The following is a 19542-nucleotide window of genomic DNA, read 5'->3' as shown; positions in this document are numbered from 1 at the left end:
ACCTCCCCCCCCCCCCCCCCCCCCCCCCCCCTTCTCCCCCCCCCCCCCCCCCTTTCCCCCCCCCCCCCCCCCCCCCCCCCCCCCCCACGCCCGTCAGTTCGGGCGACCGGGACCACTACTCAGCTCTACTGGCCTGCCCCACTGCTTGAAACGACCAGAGCATCCGCGCGTTTCCCGGACCATCAGATCCGACTCTCCGATCCGCGGCGGGCGACCCAGATACTGGACAGTGGGGCAACGCCTCGCCCGCTGCACTTTTGACCCCCGAGCGCCAGCAGCGTGACCTTCGCTTCCGCAAGGTCGATACTGCCGACTGGAGGATCACCGGACCGCTCGTCCACGACGACCATCCATACCTGACGCCCCATCACCAAAGTCAGCATCAGTACCGCCACAACGCGCTACGGAGGGCTACGGACCGTCAAGATCGAAAAATAGTCAAACCTAAGCTGACCTGCGAAGATGAAGGTCAGAGGCCCAGATGCTAGTCTCATCAGGAGGTCCCAGTGAAGATGCTGATCAACGTCCCGGAGACCGTCGTCGCGGATGCGCTGCGTGGTCTGGCGGCTGCCCACCCGGAGCTGACCGTGGACGTGGAGAACCGGGTGATCGTGCGGCGGGACGCTCCCGTGCCCGGAAAGGTGGGGCTGGTCTCGGGCGGAGGCTCGGGGCACGAACCGCTGCACGGTGGTTTCGTGGGCCCCGGCATGCTGTCGGCGGCCTGTCCGGGCGAGGTCTTCACCTCTCCCGTGCCGGACCAGATGGTGCGTGCGGCCGCCGCAGTGGACAGCGGAGCCGGCGTGCTGTTCATCGTGAAGAACTACACCGGTGACGTGCTCAACTTCGACATGGCCGCCGAGCTGGCCGAGGACGAGGGCATCCAGATCGCGAAGGTACTGGTCAACGATGACGTGGCGGTGACCGACAGCCTCTACACGGCAGGGCGGCGCGGCACGGGCGCGACCCTGTTCGTGGAGAAGATCGCGGGCGCCGCCGCCGACGAGGGCATGCCGCTGGAGCGGGTCGAGGCGATCGCCCGGCAGGTGAACGAGAACTCCCGCAGTTTCGGCATCGCGCTGAGCGCCTGCAGCACGCCCGCCAAGGGCAGCCCCACCTTCGATCTGCCTCCCGGTGAGCTGGAGTTGGGCATCGGCATCCACGGCGAGCCCGGCCGGGAGCGGCGGCCCATGATGACCTCCGGCGAGATCGCCGAGGCCGCCGTCGAGGCGGTGGTCGACGACCTCCGGCCGCGCAATCCGGTGCTGGTCCTGGTCAACGGCATGGGCGCGACGCCGCTGCTCGAGCTGTACGGCTTCAACGCCGAGGTGCACCGGGTGCTGGCCCAGCGCGGCGTCCCGGTGGCCCGGGTCCTCGTGGGCAACTACGTCACCTCCCTGGACATGGCGGGCGCCTCGCTCACCCTGTGCCAGGCCGATGAGGAGCTGCTGCGGCTGTGGGACGCGCCGGTGAAGACCCCGGGGCTGCGCTGGGGCGTGTGAGACACAGGAGGCAGCGGATCACCACGTATCTACCAGGCAAGGAGATCCAGTGCTCGACGCCGATTTCTTCCGCCGTTGGATGACGGCGACCACCGCGTCCGTCGACCGCGAGGCGGAACGGCTCACCGCCCTCGACTCCCCCATCGGGGACGCCGACCACGGCAGCAACCTCCAACGCGGGTTCCGGGCCGTGGCCGCCGCCCTGGAGAAGGAGGCCCCCGGCACGCCCGGCGGGGTCCTGACGCTTGCGGGTCGCCAGCTCATCTCGACGGTGGGCGGCGCCTCGGGGCCGCTGTACGGAACGCTGTTGCGCCGTACCGGCAAGGCACTCGGCGATGCCGCCGAGGTCAGCGCGGAGCAACTGGCCGGGGCGCTGCGGACCGGCGTGGACGCGGTCATGACGCTCGGGGGTGCCGCGCCTGGCGACAAGACCATGATCGACGCGCTGGTGCCCGCGGTGGACGCGCTCGGTGACTCCTTCGCCGCGGCCCGGACCGCCGCCGAGGAGGGGGCCGTGGCGACGACGCCCCTGCTGGCGCGCAAGGGCCGGGCGAGCTATCTGGGTGAGCGCAGCATCGGCCACCAGGACCCGGGTGCCACGTCGTCGGCGCTGCTGATCGCCACCCTGGCGGAGGCCGCCGGTGAGTGACGAGCGGCTCGTGGGAATCGTGCTGGTGTCGCACAGCGCGGAGGTGGCCGCGTCGGTCGCCGCGCTGGCGAGGGGGCTCACGGGCGGCGGCCCGGCGGTGCCGGTCGCCCCTGCGGGCGGCACCGAGGGCGGCGGGCTCGGCACGAGCGCCGAACTGATCGCCGCGGCGGCCGCGTCCGTCGACCGGGGCGCCGGAGTCGCCGTCCTCGCCGACCTGGGCAGCGCGGTGCTGACCGTGAAGGCGCTGCTGGCGGAGGGCGACGAACTCCCGGAGGGTACGCGCCTGGTGGACGCGCCCTTCGTGGAGGGAGCCGTGGCCGCGGTCGTCACGGCGGCCACCGGGGCGGATCTGACGGCGGTGGAGTCGGCCGCCGCGGAGGCGTACACGTACCGGAAGGTGTGAGGCACGCCTGCGGCCGGGCCCGCCGGGAAGGCGGCGCACCCGGCCGCAGGCGTGTGCGTGACGCGTCGTCAGCCGCTCAGCCCCCGTCGACGAACCGCCTCGCCAGCCGCTCGCCCGTCGTCACGGCCGCCGTGTGGTCCTCGATGGGGGACACCCGGGTGTTCTTGAAAACGATGTAGGTGACGCCGGAGGGCACGCCCCCGGCGTGCGGGTCGGGGCCGATGCCGAGCGCCTCGGCGGTCGCGTAGGACGCCTCCCCGATGATGCCCTGCGGGCCCGTGTCGCCGACGACCGCGTACTGCACACGGTCGCCGAACACGACGGCCACCACCGAACCGCCCCCCACACCGTGCTCCCGGTAGTCCCAGATGCGGCTCGGTGCCGGTACGACGATGAAGGGCAGGCTCTCGGCGCTCAACGGGCGCCCGTCGGACTGCGCGTAGGCCGTGCTCGCGGCGAAGTACGGGTCGGTGCGGCGGTTGCAGCGGGGGCCGGGGCGGCCGTCGCAGTCGATGTCCATGTCGGCTTTCCAGAACACGGCGTCGCGGGTGCCGCAGACCGGGATGTTCGCGGGTGCGCCCTTGTCACTGCGGTACCGGCCGCGGGAGACGGGAGCGCAGTCCTGTACCTTGGCGAGCAGATCGGCGGCGCGGACGGGGCTCTCGCGCCGCACCAGCGGCTGGGGCGGGGCGGTGGGCGGTGTCGTCGGAGCGAGCAGACCGGCGGCGCGGGCGGGGCTCTCGCGCCGCACCAGCGGCTGGGGCGGGGCGGTGGGCGGTGTCGTCGGAGCGAGCAGACCGGCGGCGCGGGCGGGGCTCTCGCGCCACACCAGCGGCTGGGGCGGCGCCGCGGGCGGTGTCGTCGGAGCGAGCAGGGCGGCGCTGGCCGCGGCCAGTGTGAGCGACTGGACACGCACGATGGAAGGGCCTCTCCCTCGGGGACCTGACGGGCACTCAGCCCAATCTGGCCCCGGGCCGGTCACCGAGCCACCGCTGGGGGGCCGGACGGTGCACGGCCCCAACGCCCGACAGGGGCCGGGCGTCTGAGTCCGTGTGAGACCCCGGCCACCCGGCCGCCCGCGCCGGCGCGGCATCCTGCGACGACAGCGGTCCGCGCGACAAGCCCGAACTCCCCGGTGTCCACGAGGAGTTCGGCCGTGAGGAACTTCAGCATACGTAACTCTCCCGGGTGGTCGCGAACGGCGTGAGGTGACGCCCGCGCAGAGGCCCGGCAAAGGGCTCCCCCACCCGCCCTCTTGATGCATTCGCACCAGCCGCGTCACATTGGTCCGGACCATCCCCGAGTGCCGTCCCGGGAGGCAGTGCCGTGCGGGGCTTTTTCCTCTCTCCCCTCCTACGTCCGTCGTCTCACGCTCTGTGCGGCTCTCCCCCTGGTCTCCTCCTGCGCTCGACCGGCACGGGCGCAGGGGACGGCGGCTCTCCGCCCGGCTCTCCGCCCGCAGCGCCGGCGGGCGTCACCGCGGCGGCGGGCACCGCGACGAGCGTGAACGTCATGTGGAAAGGGACGCGGCCGGGAACGTCGCCGCTCCCGCCGTCCGTGTCACCACGCCGGGCCCGGACGACGGCCGCGCGACGGCGCCCACCGGCTTCCGGACGTCCAGCCACCACGCGGACGGGGCGTACCACGTCGATCTGAGCTGGGTGCCGCCCCGCGTCGACGGTGAGGTCAGCGAGTACCAGATCCATCTGGACGGCCGGCCCGCCACCTCGCTGGTGTACGGCGGGGACGCGCCGCGTGGCCGGGCCACGTACAGCTTCCACGTGGGACGGGATCCCGGTGTCAGCCACCGGGTCCGGGTCCGGGCATGCTGCCGGACGGCACCTGGGGAGACTTCCCGGCCGAGCGGACGGTGACCACGGGTCCGGAGCGCTGACGCACGCCTCGGCACGGCCCGGCCGGAGGAACCCGTCACCTGCACGGGGGCGCCCGGCGTGCGGCCGGGGCCGCGGGCGCTTTGGCTGACCCTGAGGCAGCACGGGCGTTCCCCGACCCTCGGCGGCGCAAGGGATGTACCGCCAACCGTGCCGCCGGAGGGCAGTCCACATGCGTAACTCATCGCCAGTTCTCCGCTCCGGCCTGACCGTGGCAGCCGCCGCCGCGCTGCCCCTCTTCCCGGCCGCCGGGCCCGCCGCGGCGGGCCCGGGGATCTCCGTGAGCACCACGGGGTCCACGGTCTCGGTCACGACCAGCACGTGCACCCAGATCAACGGCAGCTGGGGCACCGCCTCGCTCCTGACCAGCAGCCAGGGCAGCTTCGCCCAGGGCCGGCAGGTGACCCTCTCAGGGACGTCCACCGCTCAGTCCGCCGCCTGGTCGAACGTCACCTCGGGCACGTACACCGTGATCGTCGTCTGCTCGGACGGCACCACCGCGGGCACCCAGTCCGTCGTGGTGTCCACCGCCCCCTCCCCCACACGGTCCGTGACTCCCTCGGCCTCGCCGTCCCGCGGCGTCATGGGCGGGGTCGGCGGGTCCTCGACGGACTACGGCACCGTCACGCTGGTGGCGGGCGGCGCGCTCGTGGGTACGGGCCTGTTCGCGACGGCCTGGTACCTGCGGCGGCGCAACAGGCTGCACCGGCTCTGATCCGGTGCAGACCGGCGGCCCGCCCCTCCGAAGCGCTCCGGTCGGGCGGGCCGCCGTCATGTCCTGGCCGGGGACCTCAGGTCTGTTCGCCGTCCGGGAGTTCGGCGAAGTCCGCGAGGGCGCGCCTGAGCCACTGGGTCCAGAAGGTCTCCAGGTCGATGCCGGCCCGCAGTACCAGATGCCGCAGCCGGTCCTCGGCACCGTCCCGGCCGGGCGGGAAGTCACGCGTCTCGATCTCCCGGTACTCCGCGAGCTGCCGCTCGTGCAGCGCCAGATGGCGTCGCAGATCGGCCTCCAGACCCGCCGTGCCGACGACGGCCGCAGCCCTGAGCCGCAGCAGCAGGGTGTCGCGGTGCGGCTTGGGGTCCTGGGAGGCGGCGGTCCAGCGGGCAAGTTCGGCGCGGCCCGCGGGCAGGACCTCGTAGCTCTTCTTCTGCCCGCGCGCCGGCTGCTCGGACGGCAGCGCCCTGATGAGGCCGTCGGCCTCCAGTTTCCCGAGCTCGCGATAGATCTGCTGGTGCGTCGCCGACCAGAAGTAGCCGATGGACCGGTCGAACCGGCGCGTCAGCTCCAGCCCCGACGACGGCTTCTCGAGCAGGGCGGTGAGGATCGCGTGCGGGAGTGACATGGCCTCATCCTAGGGACGCGTTCGCGCACTACAGGGCTGCCGCCAGCTCCGTGCCCTGCTTGATGGCGCGCTTGGCGTCCAGTTCGGCGGCCACGTCGGCGCCGCCGATGAGATGCGTGCTGCGCCCGGCGGCGAGCAGCTCCTCGTACAGGCCGCGGCGCGGTTCCTGCCCGGTGCACAGCACGATCGTGTCGACCTCCAGGACCGTGCTCTCGTCACCGACGGTGATGTGCAGTCCGGCGTCGTCGATCCGGTCGTAGCGCACGCCCGGGACCATGGTGACGCCGCGGTGCTTGAGTTCGGTGCGGTGGATCCAGCCGGTGGTCTTGCCGAGGCCGGCGCCGACCTTGGACGTCTTGCGCTGGAGCAGGTGGACGGTGCGCGGCGGGGCGGGCCGCTCCGGCGCGGCGAGGCCTCCGGGGCCGCGGTAGTCCATGTCGACGCCCCACTGACGGAAGTACGTCTCCGGGTCCTCGTGGGCCTTGTCGCCGCCGTCGGTGAGGAACTCGGCGACGTCGAAGCCGATGCCGCCCGCGCCGAGGATCGCGACCCGGTCGCCGACGGGGGCGCCGTCGCGCAGGACGTCGAGGTAGCCGACGACACTGGGGTGGTCCACGCCGGGGATGTCGGGGGTGCGCGGCGTGACGCCGGTGGCGACGACGACCTCGTCGTAACCGTCGAGGTCCGTGGCCGTGACGCGTGTGTCCAGCCGTGTGTCGACGCCGTGCCAGTCGAGCTGGGTGCGGAAGTAGCGGAGCGTCTCGTCGAACTCCTGCTTTCCGGGGACCTTGCGGGCGACGTTGAGCTGGCCGCCGATCTCGCTCGCCGCGTCGAACAGCGTCACCTCGTGGCCGCGCTCGGCGGCCGAGACCGCGCAGGCCAGCCCGGCCGGACCGGCGCCGACCACCGCGACGCGCTTGCGCAGCCGGGTCGGGGAGAGCACGAGCTCGGTCTCGTGGCAGGCGCGCGGGTTGACCAGGCACGAGGTGATCAGGCCGCTGAAGGTGTGGTCGAGGCAGGCCTGGTTGCAGCCGATGCAGGTGTTGATCGCCTCGGGCCGGCCGGCCTCGGCCTTGGTGACGAAGTCGGGGTCGGCGAGCATCGGGCGGGCCATCGACACCATGTCGGCCACGCCCTCGGCGAGCAACTCCTCGGCGAGTTCGGGGGTGTTGATGCGGTTGGTGGTGACGAGCGGGACGGACACCTCGCCCATCAGCCGCTTGGTCACCCAGGTGTAGGCGCCGCGCGGCACGGAGGTCGCGATGGTGGGGATGCGGGCCTCGTGCCAGCCGATGCCGGTGTTGATGATCGTCGCCCCGGCGGCCTCGACGGCCTGGGCGAGGGTGATCACCTCGTCGAGCGTCGAGCCGCCCGGGACGAGGTCGAGCATGGACAGCCGGTAGATGACGATGAAGTCCTCGCCGACCGCCTCGCGCACCCGGCGCACGATCTCCAGCGGGAAGCGCGTGCGGTTCTCGTACGACCCGCCCCAGCGGTCGGTGCGCTGGTTGGTCTGCCGCGCGATGAACTCGTTGATGAGGTAGCCCTCGGAGCCCATGATCTCGACCCCGTCGTAGCCGGCCTGCCGGGCGAGGCGGGCGGAGCGGGCGTAGTCGTCGATCGTCCGCTCGATGTCGGCGTCGGTGAGCTCGCGGGGCGGGAACGGGCTGATCGGCGCCTGGAGGGGACTGGGTGCGACGAGGTCCCGGTGGTAGGCGTAGCGTCCGAAGTGCAGGATCTGCATAGCGATCCGCCCGCCCGCGTGGTGCACGGCGTCGGTGATGACCCGGTGCTGCTCCGCCTCCGACTCGGTGGTGAGCTTGGCGCCGCCCTCGTAGGGCCGCCCCTCGTCGTTGGGGGCGATGCCGCCGGTGACGATCAGGCCAACTCCCCCGCGGGCGCGGGCGGCGTAGAAGGCGGCCATGCGCGCGAAGCCGCCCTCGGCCTCCTCCAGGCCGACGTGCATGGAACCCATCAGGACCCGGTTGGGCAGGGTCGTGAAGCCCAGGTCGAGGGGGGTCAGCAGGTGCGGGTATCGGCTCATCGGGCCCTCCGTGCGCGGTGTCGTGCCTGTAGTTGTAGAGGACTACCGACGGTTTATGCAACTAGTTGCACAAGGTGATGGAGGGCACAGTAGGGCCATGACCTGGGACCTTGGGCCGCTCTCGGCGGTGGTGGACCTCGCCGGTGAACTGATCCGCCGCCCCAGCCGGGCCGGCCTCGACGACCACGAGCCCGTGCTGGCCGTCCTGGAGGACTGGCTCGCGGGCCGGGGGCTGCCGCACCGCCGGCTGTACGACGGCACCGGCCGCCCGGTCGCGCTGCTGGTGGAGATCGCCGGCGGCCGGCCCGGCCCCTGGTGGGCGCTGGACGCCTGTGTGGACACCGCGCCGTACGGCGACGAGACGGCCTGGTCCTTCCCGCCCGACGCCGGGGACGTCGTCGACGGCCGGTTGCGGGGCCGGGGCGCGGCCGACTCCAAACTCGCCGCGTCCCTCTTCTGCCATATCGCCGCCGAGTTGTACGGCCGGGCCGGTGAGCTGCGCGGCGGGCTCGCGGTGCTGCTCGACGCCGATGAGCACACGGGCGGATTCGGGGGTGCCCGGGCGTATCTCGCCGACCCGGACGCGGCCCGCCCGGCCGGGGTGATGATCGGCTACCCGGGCCTCGACGAGGTCGTGGCCGGCGGGCGCGGACTGTGGCGGGCCAGGATCGCGGTACACGGCTCGTCAGGACACTCCGGGGCGCGCCGGGCGGTGGTCGGCTCGGTGACGCGCGCGGCGCATCTCGTGCGGCTGCTGGACGCGGCGCCGCTGCCCGGCGCGAGCGGGCAGTTCCCGTTGCCGCCGAAGCTGGCGGTGACCTCGTGCCACGGCGGGGAGGGCTTCTCCGTCGTCCCGGACCTGTGCGAGATCGGTGTGGACATCCGCACCACTCCGGACTTCTGCGGCGGTGCCGCCGAGGGACTGGTCCGGGCGGCTGCCGCCGAGCTGGACGCGGCGCTGCCGGCCCCCCGGCCGACCGGGGTCACCCCGGTCGCGGCGTGGCCGGCGTACCGGCTGGAGGAGCACGAGCAGCCCGCCGCCGCGCTACTGGAGGCCGCGCGGGAGCAGGGACTGCGCGTACGGGCGAAAACGGCGGGCCCGTCGAACATCGGCAACCTGCTGGCGGCCGAGGACATCCCGGCGACCGCCGGCTTCGGCCTGCCTACGAGGGACTGCACGGCGTGGACGAACAGGTGCGGCTGGCTGACCTGCCGGTGGTGCACGCCGTCTACCGGCGGGCCGTCCTCAACCTGCTCCAGGCGTGAGAGGCGCTCACCGGCTCTGCAGGCGAACGTGCAGTTCCTCCTCCTGGTCACCGGAGACCGTGCTCAGATCGTGCACGGCGAAGAGCGCGTCCAGTGTCGTGCGGAACCGTTCGATCGCCCAGTAGCCGCCGTGCAGGTCCGCTTCGACGGAGGACGACAGCCGGACCGGGCTCGCGCCCTCGTACGCGTCGGCCACGTCGAAGGTGCCGAGCCAGACGGTCGGGCGGGTCTCGTGCAGGTCCTCGGGTACGTCGTCGGCGCCCCGGTCGGACTCGAAGCAGGCGCACAGCGCGTCGAACACGATCCGGGCGTCCTGCTTGCTGCACCCGCTGAGCTCCACCGAGACCGAGTGGGGGTGCGGTCGCTCATGGTTGATCGCCATCGTGATCGTTCCTCTCGTGGCCACCACTTGCCGTATCCGCCCCTACCCCAGCAAAGCACCACCTTCCGGCGAGCACTACCGGCAGTGGCCCCGCGGCGGTGACGGTTTGCGGGGCGGCCGGGGCCGGGTTGGGAGATGGTGGAAGGTGACGCAAGGGGCCTCGAAGAAGGGGCTCCGCGCGGTAGAACATGGGGTGTCGGCACACGACGGCGTGCCGCGAGGATCGGCGAAGGCGGGGCGTGGGATGAGTGCAGCCGGGTCTTCCGAGGGTGAGGGGCCGGTGCGCGGCTCGGCGCGTCCGAGCGGACTGCTCGACGTCCTGCGGGTGGCCTCGGTGGTGCTGGACGCCGAGGGCCGCATCGTGCTGTGGAGTCCGCAGGCCGAGGAACTCTTCGGGTACGAGGCCCGGGAGGCACTCGGGCAGTACGCCGCCCGGATCATGGTCCACGAGCAGCACGTCGACCTCGTGGTCAAGCTGTTCGCCGACGTCATGGGCACCGGTCAGAGCTGGGCCGGGGCCTTCCCCATCCGCCGCAAGGACGGCAGCACACGGCTGGTGGAGTTCCGCAACATGCGGCTGCTGGACGACCAGGGCGACGTCTACGCGCTGGGTCTGTGCGCCGACCAGAGCACCGTGCACCGGCTGGAGCGCGAGGTGGCGCTGTCGACGCGGATGATCGCGCAGTCCCCGATCGGACTGGCCGTGCTGGACACCGAGCTGCGCTACGTCTCGGTCAACAAGGCGCTGGAGGAGATCAACGGCGTGCCGGCCGAGGAGCACCTGGGCCGCACGGCCCGCCAGGTGGTGCCGCGGATGGACGTCGACGCCCTGGAGGCCGCGGCGCGCCGGGTGCTGGAGACGGGCGCGCCGGTCGTCGACCAGTCCACGATCGGCCGCACCCCGGCCGACCCGTACCAGGACCACGCCTGGTCGATCTCGCTGTACCGGCTGGAGAACGCCTTCGGGACGGTGCTGGGCGTGGCCGTCTCGATCGTCGACGTCACCGAGCAGTACCGGGCGGGCATCGAGGCCGAGGCCGCGCGGCGCCGCCTGGCCCTGATCGCCGACGCCTCCGGCCGGATCGGCACCACGCTGGACCTGGACCGCACGGCCCGCGAGCTGGCCGAGGTGGCCGTGCCGGAGCTCGCGGACATCGCGGCCGTGGACCTGCTGGACTCGGTGGTGCAGGGCCGGCGTACCAGCCTCGGGCCGGCCGAGTCGGCGGTGATCCGCGCGCTGGCGGTCCAGGGGTACGACTCCGCCGAGGCGCTGGAGGCGGCCGACCCGCCCGGGCAGGTGGCCCGCTACGCCTCCGACCGGCTCGTCACCGAGTGCGTACGCACCGCCAGCGCCGTGATGCTGCCGGAGGTCAAGGACGAGGACCTGGCGCGCATCGCCCGTTCCCCGGAGGCGGCCGGGCTGCTGGGCCGGGCCGGGGTGCACTCCTATCTGGCGGTGCCGCTGATCGCACGCGGCGAGGTCCTGGGCGCCCTGGACCTCAAGCGCACGCGCAATCCGCTGCCGTTCAGCGAGGACGACCTGCTGCTGGCGCGCGAGCTGGCCGCGCGGGCCGCGGTGCAGATCGACAACGCGCGCTGGTACCAGAGCGCCCGCAACACCGCGCTCACCCTCCAGCGGAGTCTGCTGCCCAGCCACCCGCCCGTGACGGGCGGGCTGGAGGTCGCCTCCCGCTACCAGCCGGCCGGGGCCACGAGTGAGGTCGGCGGCGACTGGTTCGACGTGATCCCGCTGGAGGGGGACACGACCGCCCTCGTGGTGGGCGATGTGATGGGCAGCGGCATCCCCGCGGCGGCGGCCATGGGGCGGCTGCGCACGGCGACCAACACGCTCGCCTCCCTCGACCTCGATCCGCACGTGCTCCTGGAGCACCTCGACAAGATCACCGCAGGTCTGGAGCAGGCCATCGCCACCTGCGTCTACGCCGTTCACGACCCGCATCTGCGGCAGTGCCGGATCGCCAACGCCGGGCATCTGCCGCCGGTGCGGGTCCGGGTCGGCCGGCCGCCGGAGCTGCTCGACCTGCCGACGGGGGTGCCGCTCGGCGTGGGCGGGGTCGCCTTCTCCACGACCACCGTCGGCCTGGAGCCCGGCGACCGGCTGGTGTTCTACACCGACGGACTGGTCGAGACCCGCCGCGACCCGCTCGACGAACGCCTCGGCACTCTGCTGTCCCTCCTCGACGGCCCCGACCGGCCGCTGGAGGAGGTCTGCGACCTGCTGCTGCGCACGCTGCACGAGCCGGACAACTTCGACGACGTGGCACTGCTGATCGCGCGGGTGACGGCACCGGACTGAGGCGCGTGCCGCCGCAGCGGCCGACCGGGAAGGACGCCCCGGCGCGGGCTACGGCCTGACTCCGATCACCACGTGCGCGTACAGCTCCTCCGAGACGGCCAGGTGCGTCCGCAGGCCGTGACGCTCGAAGGCGGCGACGGCGGTCGGCGCCTGGTGCCGGCTCGTCTCCACCAGGACACAGCCGCCCGGGGCCAGCCAGCGGGGTGCCTCGGCCGCAACCCGGCGCAGCACGTCGAGGCCGTCCGTGCCGCCGTCGAGGGCGACCAGCGGCTCGTGGTCCCGGGCCTCCTGCGGCAGCAGACCGATCTCGTCGCTGGGCACGTACGGCACATTGGCCGCGATGATGTCGACGCGGCCGCGCAGCTCGGCGGGCAGTGCCTCGAACAGGTCGCCCTGGTGGACCTGCCCGCCGGATTCGGCGATGTTGCCCCGGGCGCAGCGCACGGCGGCCGGGTCGATGTCGGCGGCGTGCAGTGCGACGCGGCCCAGTCCGGCGGCCAGCGCCGCGCCGACGGCGCCCGAGCCGCAGCACAGGTCCACGACGACGCCGGCGCCGGGCGCCCGCTCCAGGGCCTGCTCCACGAGGAACTCGGTACGGCGGCGCGGCACGAAGACGCCCGGGGCGACGGCGATGCGCAGCCCCCGGAACCCGGCCCACCCGAGGACGAGTTCGAGGGGCACTCCCACGACGCGGCGTCGGACCATGGCGGCCGCTTCGGCCGGGGCGCGCGCGGTGGCGAGGATCAACTCCGCCTCGTCCTCGGCGAAGACGCACCCCGCGGCGCGCAGGGCGACGACGAAGGAGTCACGGGACGACGGCGTGGACGGGGGAACGGAGGACGCAGACGGCATGGAAGCCAAGAGCCTTTCGAGAGCCGAAGGGCGCTCCGGCGTTCGCCTAGGGGCGGCGATCCGCGCGACATCGAGAGGAGAGCACCCGAGCTGACACAGCGGTAATGGGTCTCACCTCCCGGGCTTTCGACGGCTGGGTCCGTCCGCAACCGGACGGCAACACTACCCGACGAGCCGGTCGCCCGGTACGGCACACGGTCCCGCCCGCCCCGGGCCGGCACGTGGTGGGATCATGCAACCATGGAGAACCGCCGGGCGGCCTTCCGGGGGCGGCCGGCCCCTGGCCGACGTGGGACCTGAGCCGATTCGCGGACTGCCTCGTGCGATACCACGCGTGGCCCGGGCCCGGTCGGCAGGACCAGGGCCCCCTGCCCGTACCGTGGACCACGCAATCACTGAGCATCCGGCCCGGCGGGGCACCGTCGGCCCGGCCCGGAGGCACCACCGCATGCACATCACCCGAGGCTTCACCGGGCGCCCGCGCGTCGACGACCCCGGTCTGCCGCCCGGCCAGTACGACGCGGGCGACGACTGGCCCGTCCTGTCCGCCGAGGTCACTCCCGACCTGGCTCCCGCCGACTGGACCTTCCGCGTCGACGGGCTGGTGGCGGAGCCACGCACCTGGGACTGGGAGGAGGCCCACCGACTGCCGGCGTCCGCGTACGAGGGCGCCATCCACTGCGTGACGAGCTGGTCGAAGTTCGGGGTGCGGTTCTCGGGCGTCTCCCTGGACGCGTTCCTGGACGAGGCCCGGCCCCATGGGTCGGCCACCCATGTCATCGCCTATTCGCACACCGGTTACACCGCGAACCTCCCGCTCGCCGACCTGACCGGCGGGCGCGCCTGGATCGCCTGGGAGTACGACGGCCGGCCCCTGGCCCCGGAGCACGGCGGCCCGGCGCGGCTGCTGGTACCGCACCTGTACTTCTGGAAGAGCGCCAAGTGGATCGCGGGCCTGCGCGTCCTCGACCACGACGAGCCGGGGTTCTGGGAGCGGAACGGCTACCACGAGCGGGGCAACCCCTGGGAGGAGCAGAGGTATTCCGGTGACTGAGACCTTCGTGCCTCCCACGCGGTTCGCCGTGCCCGGCCGCATCGCCGTGAGCGGGCAGGCCGCCTCCGTGTGGCAGACCGCCACGCTGACCGGGATCCGCCGGGAGACCCCGCGCGTCTCCACCTTCCGGTTCGCCGTGCCCGGCTGGCCGGGTCATCTGCCCGGCCAGCACCTGATGGTGCGGCTGACCGCCGAGGACGGCTACGCGGCTCAGCGCCACTACTCGATCGCGTCCGCTCCGGACGACTCCGGGCATGTCGAGCTGACCCTGGATCACGTCGAGGGCGGCGAGGTCTCGGGCTGGTTCCACACCGTCGCCCGGGTCGGCGACCGGGTCGAGGTGCGGGGGCCGGTGAGCGGCTTCTTCGCCTGGCCGGGCGACCGGCCCGCGCTGCTGATCGGTGCCGGCTCCGGCGTCGTACCGCTGATGTCGATGGTCCGGCACCGGCGGGCGCGGGACCTGCCGGTGCCGCTGCGGCTGCTGGTCTCCGCGCGCAGTCCCGAAGAGCTCGTCTACGCCCGGGAGCTGGGCGCGGAGACGACGCCCGTGTTCACGCGGAGCGCGCCGGACGGTGTGCCGGTGGGGCGCATGGCCGCCGCACATGTGGAGCCGCTCCTGGCCGAGCGGCCGGCCGGTGGGTGGGAGGCCTATGTGTGCGGCTCCAACTCCTTCGCCGAGCACGCCTCCCGGCTGCTCGTGACGGCCGGTCAGCCCGTGGACCGTATCCGGATCGAGCGCTTCGGCTGACCTCGGTGGCGGCCCGTCCCCGCTGACGGCTCACGTGCTGCGGCATGTCAGCAGGGCACGGTGTTTCGCCGCGGTGGCGCCGGGCACCCAGCCGAAGGGCTTCGGCACGCCGCTCCTGAGTCGTCTGCGGGCCCGGGAGCGAGCGACGGGCGCCGGAGGGCTACGGCTCCGTGCGCGACGCACCCATGGCGTGACGCGGAGGGAGCGGCGGCGCCACCGCACGGCCGGTCCGTCCCTCCGGCCGCGGTGACGGCGAGGAGGTCGGCATGCGAACCCGGGTGCGCGGCTGGCGCTGGCGGCGAAGTCCGCTGCGGCGCCGGTCGGATGTCGTCGAGGCGTGGACGGCGCTGGTGGTCGCCGTCCTGATCGTCGTGGGCGCGCCCCTGGCGGGGACGGCGGCCGCCTGGTGGGCCCACGGCGAGGCGACGGCGGTGTCGGCGGAGCAACGCGCCGAGCGCCATCGCGTCCGCGCCGAGGTCGTCGGCAGGAGCGGCGGCTCGCTGCCGACGCTGCAGGCCGGCAGGCAGCACGCGTACCTGGCTACCGTGCGCTGGACGGAGCCGGGCGAGGAGACGCGCACCGCGGCGGCCCGGGTCCCCGCGAGTACCGAGCGGGGCGAGGTCGTGGACGTCTGGTTCGACTCCCGGGGGCGGAGCGTGACGCCGCCGGTGGACGGCACGGCGGTCTGGCAGCACACCCTGACCATCGGCACCTGCGCCGCGGGCGGTGTGGTGCTGGTGGTGCTCCTCGGACACTGCTTCGTACGCCGGGGGGCGCTGCGCCGCAGGCTGGCCGAATGGGAGCAGGCCTGGGCCCGCACGGAACCGCAGTGGACGCATCGCCGCGCATGACGCACCGATGACCTGGCAGTGACCCGACCACTGCCCCGAGACCCTGCTCGCCGAAGTCGGCCGCCTCCCTTTCCGCACGCACTTGACCAGCACTTCAGCCGTCCCGGGCGGCTGAAGTACCGGACTTGGGCTGACAAAGACCTGGCCAGTCCTCCGACCACCCACGTAGGCTGATCATCGTTGTCCCCGCAGACGTTCCTCACCCAAGGTGGTCCTGCATGGCCCTGTTCGACCTTCCTCTCGACGAACTCCGCGAGTACCGCAGTGCGTCCACCGAGCCCGAGGACTTCGACGCGTTCTGGTCCAAGACGCTCGAGGAGGCACGCGAGCACGACCTGGACGCCCGCTTCGAACCGGTCGACACGGGCCTGTCCACGCTGCGGGTGTTCGACGTGACGTTCGCCGGTTTCGGCGGTCATCCGGTGAAGGGCTGGCTGACGCTGCCGGCCGGGGCGGACGGCCCACTGCCGCTGGTCGTGGAGTTCATCGGCTACGGCGGAGGGCGCGGGCTGCCGCACGAGCACCTGCTGTGGGCGTCCTCGGGCCGGGCGCACTTCGTGATGGACACCCGCGGGCAGGGCAGCGCCTGGGGCGGGGGCGGCGGCACGGCGGACCCGGTGGGGGGCGCGCCCGCGTACCCCGGGTTCATGACGCGCGGCATCGACGCTCCGGACCACTACTACTACCGCCGGGTGTTCACGGACGCGGTACGTGCCGTGGAGGCTGCCCGCTCGCACCCCCTCACCGACCCGGGGCGCACGGTGGCGGTCGGCGGGAGCCAGGGCGGCGGCATCACGATCGCGGTCGGGGGGCTGGTCCCCGACCTGGCGGGGATCGCGCCGGACGTGCCGTTCCTGTGCGACTTCCCGCGCGCGGCGACGCTCACGGACCGTCACCCGTACCGGGAGATCGGCCTCTACCTCAAGACGCATCGCGGCCGCACCGAGGAGGCCCTGCGCACGCTGTCCTACTTCGACGGCGTCCACTTCGCCGCCCGCGGCGGCGCCCCCGCGCTCTTCTCGGCCGCCCTGGAGGACCAGACGTGCCCGCCCTCCACGGTCTTCGCGGCCTTCAACGCGTGGAGCCACGAGGACAAGACGATCGAGGTCTACGACTTCAACGACCATGAGGGCGGCGGCCCCTTCCAGCAGGCGGCCAAGCTGCGCTGGATGCGTTCGTACACCTGATCCGGCCGTTCACCGCCGACGGGCTTCCTTCTTGGTCCGACCAGTCGGTACGTTCTTCGCGCCCGGGCCGCGACACGGCGGCCCGGGCCGCAGACGTGGCGGAGGGGTGGGCTCATGTCCGAGAACGAGTCATCCGGGAACCAGGCATTCGGGAACCAAGCACCGGTACACGGTCATTGCGACCCGCGCTTCAGCGCGGTCCGCAGGGCGTTCGAGGAGAACTTCCGCGAACGGGACGAGCTCGGCGCGGCGGTGGCCGTCACCGTCGGCGGCAGGACGGTGGTGGACCTGTGGGGCGGCTGGGCCGACGCGGCGCGCACCCGGCCATGGGAGCGGGACACGCTGGTCAACGTGTGGTCCACGACCAAGGGACCGGTGGCGCTGTGCGCGCACATCCTCGCCGACCGGGGGCTGCTGGACCTGGACGCGCCGGTGGCCCTGTACTGGCCCGAGTTCGCCGCGGGGGGCAAGGAGAAGGTCCTCGTACGGCATCTGCTGTCCCATCGCGCCGGTCTGGCCGGGCTGCGCGAGCCGCACTCGCTGGAGCAGCTCTGCGACTGGGAACTGACCACACAGCGGCTCGCGGCCACGGAGCCCTGGTGGGAACCGGGCACCCGGTCCGGCTATCACGCGCTGACGTACGGTCATCTGGTCGGCGAGGTCGTCCGGCGGGTGTCGGGGCTGCGGCCTGGAGCCTTCCTGGATCGGGAGGTGACCGGGCCGCTCGGGATCGACTTCCGCATCGGGCTGCCGGAGAAGGACTCCGGCCGGGTGGCGGAGCTGGTCCAGCCGCCGGTCGAGGCGGGCGGCCGGCAGGCCGCCGTCTTCGCCCAGTTGGCGCCCGCCGCGATCGCGGCGCTGACCAACCCGCCGGTCTCGGCCGACGGGGCCAACACCCCCGGCTGGCGGGCCGCCGAGATCCCCGCGGCGAACGGGCACGGCACCGCGCGTGCGGTGGCCGAGCTGTACGACGTCTTCGCGGGGCGCGGTGAGTACGGGGGCCTGCGCCTGCTGTCGCCCGAGGCGGCCGAGCGGGTGCGCGAGGGGCAGGGCAGCTGCCGGGACCTGGTGCTCGGCGCCGGGTTCGCGGGCGAGACGGAGGTGGCGCTCGGACTGTGGCTCAGCGGGCCCGACGGCTGGTACGGGCCGAATCCGCGCGCTTTCGGACACGACGGCTTCGGTGGCTCCTGCGGGCTCGCCGACCCGGAGGCGGAGGTGTCCCTGGGCTACACGATGAACCGCATGGGGCCGCACATCGCCAACGACCCGCGGAAGATGGCGCTGGTCGACGCCGTGTACAGCGCGCTGTGAACGACGATCTGCTGGACTTCCCGCGCTGCCACTAGTTCGGAGTCCTGGCGACGACCAGGCGCACCCTCGGGCTGCCGTCCGGGCGCCGCCCGAACTCCGGCAGCGCGTGGAGCTCCACCCGGAAGCCGGCCCGGGCGAGTTCTGCGCGCACCTCTCCGAGGCGGAACGTGCGGTAGTACATGACGAACGGTGGCCTCCAGAGCGCGTTGCGCACCCGCATCACGGTGTCGAAGCCGAGCAGCGTCCAGAAGCCGAGCGAGCCCGTCCTGGGCGGTGCGACCAGCGGGAACGCGAAGCAGCCGCCCGGCCTCAGGACGGAGCGGACCTGCGCGAACAGCCCGGGCAGTTCGCGGGGCAGGAAATGCCCGAAGGCGCCGAAACTCACGACCAGGTCGAAGGCGGGCGCGAAGGGCAGGGCGCGGGCGTCGGCCCGGACCCAGGAGACCGGCGGCCCCGTGGGCCGGACCCGCTCCCGTGCGACGTCGAGCATGCCGGCGCTGAAGTCGACGCCGGTGACCCGCTCCCGGCACACCCCCGCCAGCACGCCGGCACCCGCACCCGTGCCGCAGCACAGGTCGAGCCCGGCGTCGAAGGGCCCCATCCGCCGCAGCGCCGACCCGACGGCGTCGAGGACCGCGTCGGGTGTCCGGAAGGGAGTGTGGTCGAACTTCGGCGCGAGCAGGTCGTAGCCGCGTTCGACGGAAGACAGTGCCTGGACGGCGAGCTCGCGCAGGGTGGGACCTTCGGGGCTGAACATCGGCTCAGCCTAGGGGAGCGCGCTGCTGCAGGATCGTGCGTACGCGACCTCGGCCCCGAGCGCTGGTTCGCCTCGTTCGGGTGGGGGACCTCGGCGAGCCGGCGGGGCGTGACGTGCTGCACCTCCAGTGCCATCTCGGCACGGAGGCCATCGCCTTCGCCCGGCGCGGCGCCCGGGCCGTCGGCCTCGACTTCTCCGAGGCGTCCGTGGCGGCCGCGGCCGGCATCGTCGCGCAGGCCGGCGCGGCGGTGACGTACGTGCGCTACGACGCCGTCGAGGCCCTCGACGGGCGGCGCTTCGACGTCGTCCACACCGGCAAGGGCGCCCTGTATTACCTGCCCGACCTCGACCGGTGGGCGGGGATCATCGGGCAACTCCTGAGGCCGGGCGGGCGGTTGTACGTTGTCGAGTTCCACCTCCTGCTCAACTCGCTCGGCTCGAAGCCGCCCGGACGAGGGTCCGGAGCTGATCCTGCGCCACGGCTGTCTGGGCAGCGCCGGTCCCGTGCACCGGGACGCGACGCACACGTACACCGACAGCCCAGCCGCCGAGGGTGCCACGGACAGTTACGAGTGGATGCGCGGAATAGGCGAGGCCGTCAACGCGTTGACCGGAGCAGGACTGGCCGTGCGCCGCCTGCGCGAAGGCGACGAGCCGCCGTGGCCGCGCCGGCCGCGGATGGTGCGTACGCAGCACGGCTGGTGGCAGCTGCCCGAGCCGCGGATTCCCCTGCTGTACGGGCTGCTGGCCACGCGCTGACGCTCATCCCCCTCCCCCGGCGCCCCGTCGGGTGGTAGCCTGCGGACAGCACTCGTGTACGCCCCATTCCGTGGGCGCCGGTGCGGTTCCTTCTGTTTCTCCCTTTCCCTTCCAGCACCCTGACGTGCTCTGCCTCACCCGCGGTGCTGTTCCCCCGCCGCCGGAGACGTGCCCCAGGCCCTCCCCTTGCGGCTCTTCCCCCCTTCCCCTCGCATGTCTCATGCCTGC

16 protein-coding genes and 3 pseudogenes are annotated in these 19542 nt (G+C 73.3%); 13 read left to right on the top strand and 6 right to left on the bottom strand.

What is annotated here, in order from left to right:
• Positions 1 to 506 precede the first annotated feature (506 nt).
• Genes dhaK through ACZ5TL_RS15950 form a run of 3 tightly spaced genes read left to right on the top strand, consistent with a single transcriptional unit; the run spans position 507 to position 2551 of the window.
• Positions 507 to 1499 (top strand): dihydroxyacetone kinase subunit DhaK, encoded by a 993-nt coding sequence (gene dhaK / locus ACZ5TL_RS15960; RefSeq protein WP_468590277.1) that lies wholly within the window; start codon positions 507 to 509, stop codon positions 1497 to 1499.
• A gap of 49 nt (positions 1500 to 1548) precedes the next feature.
• On the top strand, positions 1549 to 2148 hold the full coding sequence (gene dhaL, locus ACZ5TL_RS15955) for a dihydroxyacetone kinase subunit DhaL (RefSeq protein WP_468590276.1): 600 nt from the start codon (positions 1549 to 1551) through the stop codon (positions 2146 to 2148).
• Positions 2141 to 2551: a PTS sugar transporter subunit IIA domain-containing protein gene (locus ACZ5TL_RS15950; protein ID WP_468590275.1), complete on the top strand. Its 411-nt coding sequence runs from the start codon at positions 2141 to 2143 to the stop codon at positions 2549 to 2551. The genes dhaL and ACZ5TL_RS15950 overlap by 8 nt, the downstream gene beginning before the upstream one ends.
• Before the next feature lie 76 nt (positions 2552 to 2627).
• On the opposite strand, the gene ACZ5TL_RS15945 is transcribed toward ACZ5TL_RS15950, so the two are convergent.
• A complete protein-coding gene (locus tag ACZ5TL_RS15945; protein WP_468590526.1) occupies positions 2628 to 3269 on the bottom strand; it encodes a glycoside hydrolase family 75 protein in 642 nt (213 codons plus the stop codon).
• 802 nt (positions 3270 to 4071) lie between these two features.
• Between ACZ5TL_RS15945 and ACZ5TL_RS15940 the strand changes: the two are divergent.
• Positions 4072 to 4445, top strand: a pseudogene (locus tag ACZ5TL_RS15940) (fibronectin type III domain-containing protein); the annotation flags it as partial.
• Positions 4446 to 4615: 170 nt separating this feature from the next.
• A complete protein-coding gene (locus ACZ5TL_RS15935; protein ID WP_468590273.1) occupies positions 4616 to 5158 on the top strand; it encodes a hypothetical protein in 543 nt (180 codons plus the stop codon).
• Positions 5159 to 5234: 76 nt separating this feature from the next.
• On the opposite strand, the gene ACZ5TL_RS15930 is transcribed toward ACZ5TL_RS15935, so the two are convergent.
• Together ACZ5TL_RS15930 and ACZ5TL_RS15925 are read right to left on the bottom strand one after the other, a co-directional pair.
• A complete protein-coding gene (locus ACZ5TL_RS15930; protein ID WP_468590272.1) occupies positions 5235 to 5786 on the bottom strand; it encodes a PadR family transcriptional regulator in 552 nt (183 codons plus the stop codon).
• Between the two features lie 28 nt (positions 5787 to 5814).
• Entirely contained in the window at positions 5815 to 7830 is a 2016-nt protein-coding gene (locus ACZ5TL_RS15925) for an FAD-dependent oxidoreductase (RefSeq protein ID WP_468590271.1), read from the bottom strand.
• Between ACZ5TL_RS15925 and ACZ5TL_RS15920 the strand changes: the two are divergent.
• Positions 7751 to 8938 (top strand): annotated as a pseudogene (locus ACZ5TL_RS15920) (M20 family metallopeptidase); the annotation flags it as partial. The gene ACZ5TL_RS15925 and the pseudogene ACZ5TL_RS15920 sit on opposite strands and share 80 nt — an antisense overlap.
• Before the next feature lie 165 nt (positions 8939 to 9103).
• On the opposite strand, the gene ACZ5TL_RS15915 reads toward ACZ5TL_RS15920, so the two are convergent.
• Positions 9104 to 9472 carry a hypothetical protein gene (locus ACZ5TL_RS15915; RefSeq protein WP_468590525.1) on the bottom strand — a complete coding sequence of 123 codons (369 nt, stop codon included), beginning with the start codon at positions 9470 to 9472 and terminating at the stop codon, positions 9104 to 9106.
• Positions 9473 to 9722: 250 nt separating this feature from the next.
• Between ACZ5TL_RS15915 and ACZ5TL_RS15910 the strand changes: the two genes are divergently transcribed.
• Positions 9723 to 11795: a SpoIIE family protein phosphatase gene (locus tag ACZ5TL_RS15910; RefSeq protein WP_468590269.1), complete on the top strand. Its 2073-nt coding sequence runs from the start codon at positions 9723 to 9725 to the stop codon at positions 11793 to 11795.
• 48 nt (positions 11796 to 11843) lie between these two features.
• Here the strand turns inward: ACZ5TL_RS15910 and ACZ5TL_RS15905 are convergent, their stop codons facing one another.
• The gene (locus tag ACZ5TL_RS15905; protein ID WP_468590268.1) at positions 11844 to 12647 is read right to left on the bottom strand and encodes a putative protein N(5)-glutamine methyltransferase; all 804 of its coding nucleotides are present in this window, start codon (positions 12645 to 12647) and stop codon (positions 11844 to 11846) included.
• A 448-nt stretch (positions 12648 to 13095) separates the two neighbouring features.
• On the opposite strand from ACZ5TL_RS15905, the gene ACZ5TL_RS15900 reads away from it, so the two are divergent.
• The 5 genes from ACZ5TL_RS15900 (at position 13096) to ACZ5TL_RS15880 (ending at position 17798) form a co-directional block, all read left to right on the top strand.
• A complete protein-coding gene (locus ACZ5TL_RS15900; RefSeq protein ID WP_468590267.1) occupies positions 13096 to 13701 on the top strand; it encodes a sulfite oxidase-like oxidoreductase in 606 nt (201 codons plus the stop codon).
• Positions 13694 to 14449 carry a ferredoxin reductase gene (locus ACZ5TL_RS15895; protein WP_468590266.1) on the top strand — a complete coding sequence of 252 codons (756 nt, stop codon included), beginning with the start codon at positions 13694 to 13696 and terminating at the stop codon, positions 14447 to 14449. Before ACZ5TL_RS15900 ends, ACZ5TL_RS15895 begins: the two co-directional genes overlap by 8 nt.
• Positions 14450 to 14715: 266 nt before the next feature.
• The gene (locus ACZ5TL_RS15890; protein ID WP_468590265.1) at positions 14716 to 15300 is read left to right on the top strand and encodes an Rv1733c family protein; all 585 of its coding nucleotides are present in this window, start codon (positions 14716 to 14718) and stop codon (positions 15298 to 15300) included.
• 218 nt (positions 15301 to 15518) lie between these two features.
• A complete protein-coding gene (locus ACZ5TL_RS15885) occupies positions 15519 to 16487 on the top strand; it encodes an acetylxylan esterase (protein ID WP_468590264.1) in 969 nt (322 codons plus the stop codon).
• Between the two features lie 114 nt (positions 16488 to 16601).
• A complete protein-coding gene (locus ACZ5TL_RS15880; protein WP_468590263.1) occupies positions 16602 to 17798 on the top strand; it encodes a serine hydrolase domain-containing protein in 1197 nt (398 codons plus the stop codon).
• Between the two features lie 31 nt (positions 17799 to 17829).
• On the opposite strand, the gene ACZ5TL_RS15875 is transcribed toward ACZ5TL_RS15880, so the two are convergent.
• Complete coding sequence (locus ACZ5TL_RS15875) at positions 17830 to 18555, bottom strand: class I SAM-dependent methyltransferase (RefSeq protein ID WP_468590262.1); 726 nt, start codon at positions 18553 to 18555, stop codon at positions 17830 to 17832.
• Positions 18556 to 18600: 45 nt separating this feature from the next.
• Here ACZ5TL_RS15875 and ACZ5TL_RS15870 point away from each other — a divergent pair.
• Positions 18601 to 19314: pseudogene (locus tag ACZ5TL_RS15870) on the top strand (class I SAM-dependent methyltransferase); the annotation flags it as partial.
• Positions 19315 to 19542 lie beyond the last annotated feature (228 nt).

It is taken from the genome of Streptomyces sp. NPDC033136 (assembly GCF_055578235.1).
The sequence above is the reverse complement of the archived record's forward strand: the minus strand, read 5'-3'. Positions and strand labels throughout refer to the sequence as shown.